The sequence below is a fragment of the Portibacter lacus genome, from assembly GCF_021533215.1.
Lineage (GTDB): Bacteria > Bacteroidota > Bacteroidia > Chitinophagales > Saprospiraceae > Portibacter > Portibacter lacus.
On the sequence record NZ_JAJNKA010000010.1, the window covers coordinates 89,218 to 102,911 of the forward strand.

The 13,694-nt window shown below is 37.0% G+C and carries 10 protein-coding genes; 7 read left to right on the forward strand and 3 right to left on the reverse strand.

Going from position 1 to position 13,694, the window contains the following annotated elements:
• Positions 1-32: 32 nt before the first annotated feature.
• The 5 genes from L2586_RS16675 to L2586_RS16695 all read left to right on the forward strand — a co-directional run bounded on the left by L2586_RS16675 (position 33) and on the right by L2586_RS16695 (position 8,322).
• A complete protein-coding gene (locus L2586_RS16675) occupies positions 33-1,223 on the forward strand; it encodes a hypothetical protein (protein ID WP_235294069.1) in 1,191 nt (396 codons plus the stop codon).
• A gap of 212 nt (positions 1,224-1,435) precedes the next feature.
• A complete protein-coding gene (locus L2586_RS16680; protein WP_235294070.1) occupies positions 1,436-5,176 on the forward strand; it encodes a CUB domain-containing protein in 3,741 nt (1,246 codons plus the stop codon).
• A 349-nt stretch (positions 5,177-5,525) separates the two neighbouring features.
• Positions 5,526-7,148 (forward strand): DNA polymerase/3'-5' exonuclease PolX, encoded by a 1,623-nt coding sequence (locus tag L2586_RS16685; RefSeq protein ID WP_235294071.1) that lies wholly within the window; start codon positions 5,526-5,528, stop codon positions 7,146-7,148.
• Positions 7,149-7,302: 154 nt separating this feature from the next.
• Entirely contained in the window at positions 7,303-7,806 is a 504-nt protein-coding gene (locus L2586_RS16690; RefSeq protein ID WP_235294072.1) for a DUF1573 domain-containing protein, read from the forward strand.
• A 363-nt stretch (positions 7,807-8,169) separates the two neighbouring features.
• Positions 8,170-8,322, forward strand: coding sequence for a hypothetical protein (locus tag L2586_RS16695; RefSeq protein ID WP_235294073.1), 153 nt, complete (start codon positions 8,170-8,172; stop codon positions 8,320-8,322).
• Positions 8,323-8,446: 124 nt separating this feature from the next.
• Here the strand turns inward: L2586_RS16695 and L2586_RS16700 are convergent, their stop codons facing one another.
• The 3 genes from L2586_RS16700 to L2586_RS16710 are packed head-to-tail and all read right to left on the reverse strand — an operon-like array spanning position 8,447 to position 10,617.
• Positions 8,447-9,586: a methionine aminotransferase gene (locus L2586_RS16700; protein ID WP_235294074.1), complete on the reverse strand. Its 1,140-nt coding sequence runs from the start codon at positions 9,584-9,586 to the stop codon at positions 8,447-8,449.
• Complete coding sequence (gene rdgB, locus L2586_RS16705; protein ID WP_235294075.1) at positions 9,583-10,161, reverse strand: RdgB/HAM1 family non-canonical purine NTP pyrophosphatase; 579 nt, start codon at positions 10,159-10,161, stop codon at positions 9,583-9,585. Before rdgB ends, L2586_RS16700 begins: the two co-directional genes overlap by 4 nt.
• Positions 10,162-10,173: 12 nt before the next feature.
• Positions 10,174-10,617 (reverse strand): hypothetical protein, encoded by a 444-nt coding sequence (locus L2586_RS16710; protein WP_235294076.1) that lies wholly within the window; start codon positions 10,615-10,617, stop codon positions 10,174-10,176.
• Positions 10,618-10,691: 74 nt separating this feature from the next.
• Between L2586_RS16710 and L2586_RS16715 the strand changes: the two genes are divergently transcribed.
• Both L2586_RS16715 and L2586_RS16720 read left to right on the forward strand, forming a co-directional pair.
• Positions 10,692-11,759 (forward strand): branched-chain amino acid aminotransferase, encoded by a 1,068-nt coding sequence (locus L2586_RS16715; protein ID WP_235294077.1) that lies wholly within the window; start codon positions 10,692-10,694, stop codon positions 11,757-11,759.
• Between the two features lie 38 nt (positions 11,760-11,797).
• Positions 11,798-13,375 carry a beta-N-acetylhexosaminidase gene (locus tag L2586_RS16720; RefSeq protein ID WP_235294078.1) on the forward strand — a complete coding sequence of 526 codons (1,578 nt, stop codon included), beginning with the start codon at positions 11,798-11,800 and terminating at the stop codon, positions 13,373-13,375.
• Positions 13,376-13,694: the final 319 nt, after the last annotated feature.

A 13,694-nucleotide genomic window follows, 5' to 3' on the forward strand; every position in this document is an offset into this window, starting at 1 on the left:
AGAATTCAAGTAATAAATGAATAAATTTAAGCATGAAAAATCTAATAAATTACTTTGTTTTAATCGTGTTGATTACAGCTTGTTCTGCATCAGAGAAGATGCCCGTTGTTATGGTATCTGAAACGGCAGGCTTAGACCGTTCCTTAGAATATGTGAATTCAACGATCAGTCTAGGTCGGGCATTAGCAGAGGATGAGCGTTTAATAGCGATTGATACTGAAGGTGGCACTGAAATATTAGTTGATGATGTCCATTTAGAGGAAATTGAGAATCGCTTTGAATATACTATTGTGTTTCCCATTGCGATTGCAGCGAATCAATCCAAAACATTTACTATTAAAATTCAAGAAAATAATAACCCGGCATCTTCTGCACAGCAAATGCTCTCTAAAGATGATCTAGCGGTAGAAAATGAGTTTTACAAAGCTACTTTTAGTTCAGAGGATGATCAACGCGGCGGTCAGGTAAATGGAATAGTATTAAAAAACTTTAAGAATCAACTCTTAAAAAGAGGACACATCTCCATGCATTGGGCGCCAAATTTCTCCAAAAGTAGTTCAGAGTCGTATTTCAATTTTGAAGATTTACGACCAGATGCTAATCATGAAATAGTAGGGGAGCAGTACAGTGTCATTAAGGAACGTTCGGGTAATACCGATAGTGTGCCTGAAATTCAAATCTCAGGGCGTTACGAGTTTTATGATAAATTACCTTATTTTTTGTTTGAGTCGACCATTCTCGTTCAGAAAGAAGTAGAGCTGAACCTCTTGCGAAATGATGAAATGACTATGGATAGTCTTTTTACCCATATTGCATATGTAAAGGAAGACGGCACCATAGAGCATTTAAACTTATATTCTGAGGAAGTCGATGTCTTGGAAGAAAACCATGTAACTGATGATGCGCCATGGTTGGCTTTTTATCATTTAGATAAAGGTTACGGTTTTGGATCCATTCGCCTAGTGTATGATAATACCAATACGAAAGGTGAACCTTCACCTACACATCATCCATATACCAAGATTACCAAATCTTCCAATAATGGTAGATATTGGAATCGAGTTTTATCCGATACGATTCAAACCTTTCCTGCAGGAAGTCAGTATTATGAAAAAAATGCTTATTTAGTCTTTCCAGTAAGTCCAGATAGCCCTGAAAAAGTTATAAAGGATTATGCGGCGCTTTTAAATAATCCATTGACTGTGAAGGTGGTTGAAAACTAAAACATATCTTAGTTTAGGAGTATCTCAAAAAATGCAATAGAATTATGGGGTGGGGTTGTATATATAGGAGAACTTTGATGTGAATGGTTTACCTTAAATTTTTAAATTCTTTTAGAATGAAAGCAATGATTATGCTAAATAGCCAGCAATAAGTTTTGGTAGCATTTTTATTTTAATTATTTTGAGTATACCAAATAAACCAAACGTATACTATGCCTAAATACATCCTTTCGGTACTTATTGCACTGACCTTCATAAATATATCGAATGCACAAATCCTTCTAGAAGAGGATTTTGATACCAGTAATTCACTTCCAACAGGTTGGATAGATAATGGAAATGTTTATTCAAGTGTTACTTCTAATATAGCTTGTTCTAATAATTCCTATCGGATGAACCTCTATAGTGGAAATAATAATAGCTTTTTAGATAGTCCAGACATTCCCAGAGGTACATTACCAGGAAAGGTGAAAGTTAGTTTTGATATGCAGCTCTCTGATTACGCTAATGCAAGTATTCTTACAGGAACAGGGACCATATATGTTCAGTTATTTATTAATGGAACACATGACTCAGATATTGTAAGTATTAATCCGATTACATTAACAAACGGGTGTATTAATCAAACGATAATACTCTCGAATATACCTTCGGGCGCTAGTTTTAAAATACGTTTTCTAGGTATATGGTCTACTGGAGATTGGGCTTTTGTTTTAGATAATTTTAGTGCAATTTTATTAAATGATGATTGTGAAGATGCAGTTCTTCTTCCGCAAACACTTAGGCCAGCAGGAATATTGGATGAAAATGTGGCAGATGGAACTTTAGAAGATGCCACAGCATCCCAAACTGCTTGTAAAGGTACTGCGAATGATGATGTTTGGTATAAGTTTGTTGCAAATAAAAAAGCGGTCTCCGTAACAGTTTTAGGAGGTGATGTCGTGGTCGAATTATTCTCAGGCTCTTGCGGAAACCTAGTAAGTCTTGCATGTAAGGATCAATATAATGAGAGTGAGTTATTTGACTATTACGGAACGAGTGTAGGTGAAACGTATTATGTCCGGATTTACAGTTTTGGAGCTACTCCGTTAACAGGGAGTGCAGCAGAATTTCGAATCCAGATCGGAACACCGAAAGTAGTGAATGATGAATGTGTAGCTGCAGAAACCCTGACCCAATCTTCAGCTTTTTCCTGTGGGACTAATTTTGCGATGGGGAGTGTCGAATCGGCAACAGAAAGTCAAGCCGCCTGCACTGGAAATGCGAATGATGATGTATGGTATACGTTCGAAGCAACTAGCACTGACTTCAGTGTTTATTTAGAATCTGGTGACTTCGTTGTACAACTTTTCGAAGGGAATTGTGGCAACCTTACCTCACTTATTTGTAGCGATTTATTTCCAGTAAGTGAAACTTTTAATTATAATAATGCAACGATTGGAAATACATACTATATGCGTGTTTATTCATTTGGAAATAGTCCGCTTACTGGAACGGCTGCGGAATTTGGAATATGTGTTTTTACGACTCCTCCAGTTCCCAGTAATAATGATTGTGCAAATGCGGAAGAGCTACCAGTGGATTTAAATCCAAGCTGTAGTAGTGAAACTTCAGGAACAACTAATGGTGCTTCTAGAAATGAAAGCGTAGCAAGGTGTAGTGGAATAAATGGCAAAGTTTCGGTTTGGTATAGTTTTATGGCAACAGATGTGGAACAAATCATTACCCTTAGTAATGTTAATATTCTTAATGGTAGTGCCAATGACATATCTTCTTTTGAAGTGTTTTCAGGTACTTGTGGTTCTCTTAACCGTATTTATTGTTCGGGCCAACTCTTTGGAAGCGATCCAGGTCCTATTACAGTTACCGGATTAACTCAAGGAATAACATATTTACTTAGGGTAATACCTGTAAACCCATTTCATACTATTGATTTCAACATCTGTATAAGCACTACATGTCCAGCAGCTGCTAGCAACCTTCAGGTAAGCAATATTACGAATAGCACAGCGATACTATCTCATAACTACCCCTTTTTATTTGACCGAACTTCTGTAGTGACTATTGCTGGAGGAGGTCCATACGCGGAACAGGTTTTTGCAGTTAATACACTTCAAGCACCTGCCTATGCAACTGGCTTATCACCAGATACGGACTATGATTACTATGTAGTATCATGTGAAGGAAGTATAATTGCTGGGCCAGTTTCATTTACAACATGCCCAGCATTGGCTACAAACTTAAGTGTTACAGATGTGAAAGGGACGAGTGCTGTACTCAATTTTTCAGCTGACGGTGAAGAAAGAGACTTGATTATTGTTGAATATGGAGACATTCCCGTTTTTGGAAATTCAAGTAATCATGTATTCTTCACTTCTACTACTTCATCTAGTATATTGACTACAGGCTTGAGTTCGAATACAAAATACGACTTCTATGTAGGGCAAGCATGCCCAGAAACTTTTGTAGGCCCCATCACATTTACTACTCGCCCTAGTTGTGGAGATGTCATCTATGACAGTGGAGGCCCTACAAACAATTATGCTAATAATGAAGATTATATCATTACCATCTGTCCTGAGACGGCTAATCAAACAGGTGGCGCTCGCAGAGTGAGTATTACCTTCGATGAATTTGACACTCAGGGAGGTGTAGATGGGATTGAAATTTATGATGGAGAAGACATCTTAGCACCGTTGATCTCTAGTCCAAGTAGTGGTACTGACCTTTGGACTTGGGATAAGGCCAATAGCGAGGGGACTGGAAACCTAGAAAGTGTGACAGTTTTTACCTCCAATTCCTCTGGCTGTATCACCTTACGCTATGTTTCAGATAATAATACAACTGCTCCTGGTTTCAAAGCTACTATAAATTGTGATTTAACCTCAGATATTTTTGAGGAAGTCTTAACCGCTATTCCAACTGGTATCGGTGCAATTACAGCGGACAAAGCTATGCTATCTACAGCGAGTGGATTTATGTATTATCTTAAAGAAGGAAGTGGAACGATTGTGGCTTTTAAAGTTGCCAATACCGGGGCTCAAGTACCTATTAATAGGGTGAGTATGGTCGCAGGGAGTGGTGCGAGTAATCTTGGAATCAATGGATGTGGCGCTCCTTATAATTCTAGGGAAGACTGGTGGGTACTGCATCGAACATGGAGTGTCGATCCCTTAATTTTTAATGCAGCACCTATAGAAGTTCGTATGTTTTATACCGATACTGACTTTAATGCACTTTCTACGGCTAGTGGTTTTACGAATTTGACCCACGAAGATCTTTCACCTTATAAGATAAATTTGGGTTGGGAAGCAGATTTAACTGTTCCAGGGAATAATTGTCATCAGTTGGTACCTATAAACAGTTATCAAGATTATGACCCAGGATCCTATTTTTATTCCGATTTCTCAAATGAAACTGGCACACATCAAGTACAATTGACATTAGATTATCTTTGGGGAGGTGGAGGAATAGGAGCAGGAAGCGACTATAATAGTGTTATTGCTTCTGAAGTCGGTCTTACATCTGGAAACTCAGACCTCCTTATTTCAGAATTAGGAAAGGGAATTCTGTTGAAGAACGTACTCGGTGACCAATACAGAATTTCAATTGATGGTTTTGGAGCTATTGAAGCAACGTTAGACAATATATCGGTCGCTAGTAGCTACCTGCCCACTGGGGATCTATATATTAATAATTCAGCTAATGCATTATTCTTTAAACGGTCTGGAGGTGATTATTTAGATGTGAAAATAAGTGAAATAGGAGCGATCCTAACGAATATAGTGCCTAACATTCCTATAAATCACCTTGAAATTGAATCTGGTGACTTAGGGTTAATGCAAATAGACGGAGGTATAAGTTTCAAAACTGCTTTGGGAGATTGCTGGAAGTTATACATAGATAACGATGGAGAAATTAAAACGACTATGGTTACTTGCCATGGAAATTAATGCATAATCGGCATAATTATCGTTTGCTTAGTTTTTCATCTCAATGCTTAGCATTAAACAGATTGGAAAACAACTTAATCAAGATTATTATATGCATATCTCTGTCAAAAATCGGATTCTTCATATGAATGACTATTCTATATTATTCAATGATTTAATATACCAATGAATTAAATTTTCATAGCTATAACAAGGTGACATTGAAAATACAAAATCCAAGGATTACTTAATTACCATATCGCTTTTATATTGATCTAAAATTGAAATATATGAAAAGAATATCTTTATAATACATCAAAGAAATTCTATTCTTGACGTTTTTTTATCTTTGCGCCATTAAATCTTACAAATGACAAATAAGGAGCTTGCGTCGAAGTTTAATATGTTGGGAAAGTTGATGGGACTTCATGGTGAAAATCCATTTAAAATCAAGTCTTACACAAATGCATATTTAACACTCAGGAAATTGCCAGATGATCTAACAAATCTCACGGAAGAAGAAATAGCGGAAATTCCAGGAGTAGGAAAAGCCATTTCTGCCAAGATTAGAGAGTTAATTGATACTGGAGAGATGCAGACGATGAATAAGTATTTGGACATCACTCCAGAGGGTATTCAAGAAATGCTGACGATCAGAGGATTCGGTGCTAAGAAAATAATGACCATCTGGAAAGACTTAGGAATAGAAACAGTAGGAGAATTATTACACGCATGTAAAGAGAACCGATTGGTTAAATTAAAAGGTTTTGGATTAAAAACACAAGCGCAACTACAGACACAGTTGGAGTATTTTGTAGAATCGAGAGGATCAGCGCACTATGCAGCGGTTCTTCCAGATGCAGAGGAGCTTCTAGAGAAATTACGCGATGAGTTTCCTGATCACTTGATTGCCATCGTTGGAGAAGTTGCTCGAAAATTACCTGTCATTAATGGGATAGAAATATTATCAGATGTTGAGTTTGATCCTGAATTAATAGGAGGCATTTTAGCTACAGATGATGGCTTAACTTATAATAATCACAATGTAGATTTTCATTTTGTAGAGACTGCAAGCTTTGGTCTAGAATGTTTACTTTTAAGTTCGTCGGATGAATTTAGTGATGCCATTTTAGAATATGGTCCTGAAGCAGCAGAAGAGGAAGAAATGGTATTTGATCAGTTAGACTTGGCATTTATTCCAGCTGAGCTAAGAGAGGATGATTATTGGATCGGCTTAGCTAAGGAATATGCACTGCCTGAATTAATCGAAGTTGGAGATATAAAAGGTGTTGTTCATAATCACAGTACTTACAGTGATGGATTGAATACTGTGGAGGAGATGGCGCTGGAATGTATGAAGCAAGGTTATGAATATCTGGTAATGAGTGATCACTCTAAATCTGCTTTTTATGCAAATGGACTTCAGCCTGATCGGGTCTACCATCAGCAGGAAGAAATAGATCTACTCAATCAAAAGTATCCAGATTTTAAAATTTTCAAAAGTATAGAATCAGATATATTAAGTGATGGATCACTAGATTATGAGGAAGATATTTTGAGATCATTCGATTTAGTTATTGCTTCGGTCCATTCGAATCTGAAGATGGATGAAGAAAAAGCTACTCGACGATTAATAACGGCCATAGAAAATCCATATACCAGAATCTTAGGACATCCTACAGGGAGACTTTTGTTAGCAAGGAAAGGTTATCCGATAGATCATAAAAGGGTAATAGATGCTTGTGCAGCGAATGATGTGGTGATAGAATTAAACGCAAGTCCGCATAGACTAGATATGGATTGGTCATGGATTCCGTACGCTACGGAGAAAGGCGTAATGATTTCGATTAATCCAGATGCGCATAGTATATCAGGGATAAATGATATTCAATGGGGTGTCGCGGCGGCGAGAAAAGGAGGCTTAACAATAGAAAATTGCTTGAATTCAAAATCTTTATTGGATTTCAAACGTTGGATAAAATCTAAGGCATAGTTTTTGCCATATTATAAAATAGTTTAATACGTTATAGGATTTAAATGAGATGTAAATGATTGTTAATGAGTTGTCAACATCAAGAATCTCACTGATTTTCATCTTATATTTGAATTGAGTTTAATATTTATTCGTAAAACACAAATTAAAAATAATGAAGTATTTAAGTTTATTCGCGATCGTATTCGCTTTTGCAATGACATCTTGTAACAGTGATACTGCTTCTACAGCAGACACTAATTTAGCAACACCTAATGCACCTACTGCTGCAGTTGCAACACCTAACACTCCAGTAGCACCAGCTGTACCAGTTGGACCTACTACAACTGTTGAATTTGCTGAAAACACTTATGATTTCGGTGAAGTAATGGATGGAGAAAAAGTTGAGCACACTTACAGCTTTACTAATACAGGAAGTGAGCCATTAGTTATCTCTAATGCAAAAGGATCATGTGGATGTACAGTTCCATCTTGGCCAAAAGAACCAATCGCACCAGGTGAAACAGGTGAGATTTTAGTAAGATTTGACTCTAAAGGAAAAGGTAGAGTAGGTGGAGGAGCACAGACTAAAACTGTTACTATCACTGCTAATACAACACCTCCTGATACAAGAATTACAATCAAAGGAAAAGTAAACAAAGAAGAAACTGCAGGATAATCTAGAATTGATGAATTCAATTTTATAGATCTGATTAATATTTTTTCTTAAAGAAAATAGAAGCTTCGGTGGAATGAATTCCATCGAGGCTTTTTTTTGTGGTCAATGTTTAATGGTGAGTTTAAATAATTACACGAAGAATTTTATAATTGAAAAATTGATGGTTATGAGCATGGGTTTTAACCCGAGAAAGTCTCGTAATGAATTATGAGGTCCTATGGCAGCATGAATAGCGAGGATGATTCTAGATGTAGGAATTAATGGAGCTTGGGATTTTAACCCGAGAAAGTCTCGTAATTAATTACGAGGTCCTATGGTTGTGTGGATAGCGAGGATGATTTTCGATGTAGGAATTAATGGAGCTTGGGTTTTAACCCGAGAAAGTCTGGAGGTGAATTACGAGGTCCAGTGGCAGTGTGGATAGCGAGGATGATTTTCGATGCAGGAATTAAAGGAGGTTGGGGTTTTAACCCGAGAAAGTCTGATAATGAATTACGAGGTCCAGTGGTAGTGTGAATTTCAAGGATGATTTTCGATGTTGGAATTAAAGGAGCTTGGATTTTAACCCGAGTAAAAGTCTAGAAGTGAATTACGAGGCCCTATGGCAGCATGAATAGTGAGGATGATTTTCGTACTCGAACTATACAATTGACTGAATGATTTCTCCTGCTTTATGCAGCACATCTTCCGTCTTTGCGAAGCAAAACCGTACTAATTTTTCCTGCTTTTTAGATTGATAGAAAACTGAAATAGGAATGCAGGCAAGTTGGTTCTTAATTGTTAACCATTTTGCAAATTCGGTGTCAGGTAAGTCACTGATCTGTGAATAATCGGCCAGTATAAAGTAACTTCCTTTACTTGGGATTAGCTTAAATTTAGAATTTTGAATATACTTAGAAAGCAAATCTCGTTTCTCTTGGTAAAAATCTGGTAAGCTTAGATAAGTTTGAGAATCTGCTAAATAGTCAGCAATACCGTGTTGGACAAAGGAATTCACACTGAAAACATTGAATTGGTGGACTTTTCTGAATTCTTTCATGAGCGCTGAAGACATGACGGTATATCCTATCTTCCATCCGGTACAATGAAAGGTCTTGCCAAATGAAAATACCGCAATTGATTTACTTCTTAAGGCTGGATAAGCTAAGATGGAGCAATGTTGTTCATTATCATAAATAAGATGCTCATACACTTCATCACTTAATATAATGATGTCTTTATTTAGAGTGATACTAATCAATGCTTTCATATCACTGTCCCTTAGAATACTCCCCGTCGGATTGTGTGGCGTATTAATGATGATCATGGATGTTTTCGATGTCATCAGTTTTTCTACTTCATCCCAATCCACTTTGAAATCAGGACTGCTCATCTCATAGGATACTACTTTTGCTCCTATTAATTCGATAGCAGGATGATAACAATCAAATGCGGGCTCTATAACGATCACTTCGTCTCCAGGAAAAACAAATGCTGAAATAGCTGTAAAAATAGCTTGCGTGCCTCCAGCTGTTACATTTATTTCGTCGGATGGATCGTAAACAACATCATAAAGATTTTGGATCTTCTGAGATATTTTTTGACGAAGTTCAAGGACACCAGCCATAGGAGCATATTGGTTCTTCCCATGATTCATGTGATATTGAACCCGATCTCTTAAAGCTTGGTCTGGTTCGAAATTAGGAAAACCCTGTGAAAGATTTATAGCTTTGTGTTCTGCCGCTAATCCTGACATTTCACTAAAAATAGTTGTACCGGTATGAGGGAGCTTTGATCTCATTTTTTTAGAAATTCGATCATTTTGCTCAATGCTCTTCCTCGATGACTGATTTTAGATTTTTCTGCTAAACTCATTTCGGCGAAAGTAGTGGAAAAGCCTTCGGGGATAAATATTGGATCATATCCGAAACCTTTAGATCCAGAAAGATTCTTCGCTATCTCACCTTTAGATATACCATCAAAAGTGTATAGTTCTCCATTAATAATTAAAGCAATTACGGTATGAAACTGAGCGGATCTGTCTTCTTGCTCGATAAGGTTTTCTAAAAGTAAATTCATATTTGCGGTAGAATCCTTAGCATCACCAGCATATCTAGCAGTGTGAACTCCAGGTGCACCATTAAGGGCACTCACTTCTAATCCCGTATCTTCTGCTATAATATTTTTCTTAGTCTTATCGAATAGATATTGCGCCTTGATAATGGCATTCTCCTTAAGATCTTTCCCAGTTTCTGGAATATCTTCTGTAAACCCAATTTCGGCCATCGACACTATTTCATATGGCAGTCCATCTAATAACGCCTTAATTTCAATGACTTTGTTCTTATTTCCAGTCGCGAAAAGTAATTTTTCCATTTAAACCTAAATTTATTTATTGAAAGGCATAGCTTGTAAAGCGGTCCAAAGTGATTTTTTAAAATCTACTGAGGATTTAACTTTTTCAAGTGGATGATTGATAAGGTAAGTTTTCCCTGCGATCTCAAATGGCGCGTATAAGTAAGTAGAAACGGAAAACCCGATGTCTTTTAAATTGATACCGAAAATAAGTACGTTCGTATAAAAACCATTTTTTATCAAGGAAGTAACGCTGTATGATTTTTCCTTAGGCAAAACGAGGACATTAGCATCTTTATCTAGATCATAAGAAATGGCAGATAATATTTTTGCCAAAAATGCTTTGTTTTCAGCGGTATAATCGGCAGCATTAACAATTACAAGTAATTTTTTTTCATTATCACCTTGCAATAACGCTGAAGGAATATCTTCTTCAGATGAAATATAAATATCAAAGTCGTAGAAATAGGAATTCAAGTTGTTGTTATTTTGATTTCAAAAGTAAACTTTACAAATAAATTTATCATAACTTTGCACAAAGCATTTAAATTATGAATATAAAGATAACAAAAGCGACTAAGTCTAGAATCGATTCTGTTGATATGAACAACATCCCTTTTGGGAAAGTGTTTTCTGACCATATGTTTATAGCGGATTATATCGATGGGAAATGGACAAACCTTGAAATTAAGCCTATTCAAAATTTAAGTTTACACCCAAGCAATCTTGCTTTACACTATGGCCAGTCAGTGTTCGAAGGAATGAAAGCTTCTGTCACTAAAGAAGGAGTACCATGTTTGTTTCGACCTGAAATGCATGCTAAAAGGATTAATAAATCAGCAGCAAGAATGTGTATGCCTGCTTTTCCAGAAGATTTATTTGTAGAGGCAGTCACCAAATTAGTGGGTATTGAGAAGAATTGGATTCCACCATATGATGGAAGTGCCTTATATATAAGACCATTTATGTTTGCTACTGATGAGTTCTTAGGTGTAAGACCTTCAGAAAAATATAAATTTATCATTATGACTTTGCCAGTCGGCCCATATTATACGAAGCCAGTTAGTCTTAAGGCAGAAACTGAATTTGTGAGAGCAGCGATCGGTGGAGTAGGAGAGGCAAAAGCAGCAGGGAATTATGCAGCGTCTTTATATCCAGCAAAGTTAGCTCAAGAACAAGGATTTGATCAAATCATGTGGTTAGATGCTAAAGAATTCAAATATATCCAAGAGGTAGGAACGATGAATATTTTCTTCGTTATCGATGGTGTTATCGTCACTCCGCAAACAGACGGAGCAATCCTTAAAGGAATTACTCGTGATAGTTTTATTACCATTTTTAAAGATGCGGGCTATAAAGTAGAAGAAAGACTTATCGGAATAGATGAGGTTTTTGCTGCTCATGCAGATGGAAAGCTTCAAGAAGTTTTCGGTGCTGGAACAGCTGCTGTGGTTAGTAAAGTGGAAAGAATTCACCATGATGGTAAGGAAATAAAACTGGACGTATCTGATTATAAGATTGCGAATCTAGCTTACGATACGCTAACTGGACTAAGGAATGGAACTGTCGAAGATAAGTTTGGCTGGGTTATCCCTGTCGAAATTATGGAAACAGTCTAATTAAAATTCTTAAATTTATCGAATCAAAACATAAATTAATGATTCGTTACTTTAAAAATTCATCCTCGTTGTTCTTAGCAGCGATGGTTATTGCAATTCTTTTTTCTTGTGAAGAACAAGTTAACATTGACCTAAACCAAGAAGATTTTCTTCCGAAACCAAGGAGCATTGTTAATGCAGATGGTACTTTCGAAATCACTGCTAGTACACCTATAAATTTACTTGGCGATGAGGCTAAAGTAGGTCCAATTGCTGATTTCTTTAATGAGCGAATTAATAAATCCACTGGTTTCGAACTTACTAAAAGGCAAATTTCTGGTGCTTCTTCAGGAATTAATTTGTACTTAATAGACGAAGGAGAAGAATTTAGTGAGGCATATCGAGTTGAAATTACCAAGAATAATGTGATAGTTTCTTCGGCGAATGAGGCAGGTCTTTTCTATGGTGTACAGACTTTATTGCAAATGTTACCACCAGAGATTCATGCAGATTCGAAGCAAGACATTAAGTGGCAAGTAAGTACAGGAAGTGTCCGAGATCGTCCTGCTTATGGTTATAGAGGGACTATGTTAGATGTCGCTCGTCACTTTTTCAGTGTAGATGATGTGAAACGTGTTATAGATCACATCGCATCTTATAAGATGAATCGATTACACTTACATTTATCCGATGATCAAGGATGGAGAATAGAAATTAAGGCTTGGCCCAATTTAACAAAAATCGGAGGTACAACTCAAGTAGGAGGTGGAAAAGGAGGATTTTATACCCAAGAACAATATAAAGATATCGTTGCATATGCTGCTAAGCAATTTGTAACCATTGTTCCAGAAATAGATATGCCAGGTCACACGAATGCTGCTCTTGCATCTTATGCGGAACTAAATTGTGATGGTAAAGCTACAGATTTATATACTGGGACTGAAGTTGGATTTAGTACTTTATGTGTAGATAAGGAAATCACCTATAAATTTATCGATGATGTAATCAGGGAGTTAGCTGAAATGACTCCAGGTGAATATATTCATATCGGAGGGGACGAATCACACGTAACTCCTATAGAGGATTATATTCCTTTTATGGAGCGTGTCCAGGGCATCGTGAGCAAGCATAATAAGAAATCTATGGCTTGGGATGAAATAGCTCATGCGAAGCTTAAGGAGAATACGATTGTTCAGTTTTGGGCTGAGGAAGAGAATGCGAAGAAAGGAGTAATGCAAGGCGCAAAAGTCTTAATGTCTCCAGCCAAAAGAGCTTATATAGATATGCAATATGATTCTACGACGAGAATTGGTCTGCACTGGGCGGCATATATAGAAGCCGATTCTGCTTATACGTGGAATCTAGAAGAGTATGTGAAGGGCGTAAACCCAGACCAGATTATAGGAATCGAAGCTCCTATGTGGACGGAAACCATTACAAATATGGATGATATAGAGTATATGATGTTTCCTAGACTGACAGCGCTTGCTGAGATTGGTTGGACAGAAACGGCTAATCGCTCATGGGATGATTATAAGGAAAGGTTGGCTCGTCATTCAGAAGTGTGGAATGTGAAAGGGATCAACTACTATAAGAGTCCTAGAATTGACTGGGAGCAGAAGAAGATAGAGGAATAGGCTTTTGTAAGTCAATTTTTTCTCTATATCGGCTAGGTAATTTTAATTTAGATAGATCGTGAAGCTTAGCTGCGGCATAGCGTGGAAGCAAGGATTCGGGAGCTTTAATGTTATGTAGAAGTTCATAGCAATATATCACTTTTTACTTGTGAAGAGGTAGTATTAAAAGATTCATGTTGATGATACTTTTCCCGCAATATTCATAGGCTCACTAGAGGTGAGACCATGAAATTGCTCGACCTTTCAATTTTAAATTAGTTAGATCGTGAAGCCGAGCTAAGCCATAGCGTGGAAGCAAGGATTCGGGAGCTTTAATGTT

Bases quoted from the DNA above. Each gene is read 5' to 3' on its own strand.
- L2586_RS16675 (WP_235294069.1), top strand. From the start codon at position 33: ATGAAAAATCTAATAAATTACTTTGTTTTAATCGTGTTGATTACAGCT.
- L2586_RS16680 (WP_235294070.1), top strand. From the start codon at position 1,436: ATGCCTAAATACATCCTTTCGGTACTTATTGCACTGACCTTCATAAAT.
- L2586_RS16685 (WP_235294071.1), top strand. From the start codon at position 5,526: ATGACAAATAAGGAGCTTGCGTCGAAGTTTAATATGTTGGGAAAGTTG.
- L2586_RS16690 (WP_235294072.1), top strand. From the start codon at position 7,303: ATGAAGTATTTAAGTTTATTCGCGATCGTATTCGCTTTTGCAATGACA.
- L2586_RS16700 (WP_235294074.1), bottom strand. From the start codon at position 9,586: ATGAGATCAAAGCTCCCTCATACCGGTACAACTATTTTTAGTGAAATG.
- rdgB (WP_235294075.1), bottom strand. From the start codon at position 10,161: ATGGAAAAATTACTTTTCGCGACTGGAAATAAGAACAAAGTCATTGAA.
- L2586_RS16715 (WP_235294077.1), top strand. From the start codon at position 10,692: ATGAATATAAAGATAACAAAAGCGACTAAGTCTAGAATCGATTCTGTT.
- L2586_RS16720 (WP_235294078.1), top strand. From the start codon at position 11,798: ATGATTCGTTACTTTAAAAATTCATCCTCGTTGTTCTTAGCAGCGATG.